A 1,238-nucleotide genomic window follows, 5' to 3' on the forward strand; every position below is an offset into this window, starting at 1 on the left:
GCCATGGCGTGGCGTTCTCCGGGGCGGCGGCCGAGGCGCTCGATCGGGCCGGAGATGCTGATCGCGGCGATCACCCGGCCGGTGCGGTCCCGGATCGGCGCCGAGACGCTCGCCACACCCGCCTCCCGCTCCGCGACGCTCTGCGCCCAGCCGCGCCGCCGCACCTCGGCCAGCGTGCGGCCGGTGAACTTGGAGCGGGGGAGCAGCGGCATGACCGCCTCCGGCGGCTCCCAGGCGAGCAGGATCTGCGCCGCCGACCCGGCGGTCATCGGCAGCACCGAGCCGACCGGGACGGTGTCCCGCAGGCCGCTGGCACGCTCGGCGGCGGCCACGCAGATCCGCTCGTCGGCGCGCCGCAGGTAGAGCTGGGCGCTTTCGCCGGTGGCGTCCCGTAGCGCGGCGAGCAGCGGCTCGGCGGCGGTCAGGAGCACGTCCGGGGCCGCGTTCGCCAGCTCGCCCAGGCGTGGACCCGGGCGCCAGCGCCCCTGGGTGTCCCGGACGAGCATCCGGTGGATCTCCAGCGCCTGTGCCAGCCGGTGCGCGGTGGCCCGGGGCAGCTTGGTGCGTTCAACGAGTTCGGCCAGGCTGGCGCCGTCGACACAGGCGGCCAGGATGACCACCGCCTTGTCGAGAACGCCGACACCGCTCATACTGTGTCCCACAAGCCGAAATTTACCTCCCAGAATTTAGGATGTCCAGATGGTGGGAGTCACTCAACCGAGGACCCTGGCCGAGAAGGTCTGGGACGCACACGTGGTCCGCTCCGCCGACGGCGAGCCGGACCTGCTCTTCATCGACCTGCACCTGCTGCACGAGGTGACCAGCCCGCAGGCGTTCGACGGGCTGCGTCTGGCCGGGCGCGGGGTCCGCCGTACCGACCTGACGATCGCGACGGAGGACCACAACACCCCGACCGGGTACGACGACCCGGCGTTCCGCCTCCGGCGCGGCGACCTGCTCACGATCGCGGACCCCACCTCCCGCACCCAGATCGAGACGCTGCGTCGCAACTGTGCCGAGTTCGGCGTCCGCCTGCACGCGCTGGGCGACGAGAACCAGGGCATCGTGCATGTCATCGGCCCGCAGCTCGGCCTCACCCAGCCCGGCATGACGATCGTGTGCGGCGACTCGCACACCGCCACCCACGGCGCGTTCGGCGCGCTCGCGTTCGGCATCGGCACCAGTGAGGTCGAACACGTGCTGGCCACGCAGACGCTGCCGCAGGCCCGGCCGAAGAC

At 72.7% G+C, this 1,238-nt stretch carries 2 protein-coding genes; one reads left to right on the top strand and one right to left on the bottom strand.

Annotated features, from left to right (window positions below):
• Window positions 1-650, bottom strand: a 650-nt coding sequence (locus KBX39_RS31495) for an IclR family transcriptional regulator (protein ID WP_210874060.1), incomplete at its 3' end; no start/stop codon positions are given.
• Window positions 651-699: 49 nt separating this feature from the next.
• Between KBX39_RS31495 and KBX39_RS31500 the strand changes: the two genes are divergently transcribed.
• The coding region (locus KBX39_RS31500) for an aconitase family protein (RefSeq protein ID WP_247660804.1) at window positions 700-1,238 on the top strand (539 nt) is incomplete at its 3' end.

It is taken from the genome of Micromonospora sp. D75, assembly GCF_018070405.1.
Lineage (GTDB): Bacteria > Actinomycetota > Actinomycetes > Mycobacteriales > Micromonosporaceae > Micromonospora > Micromonospora chalcea.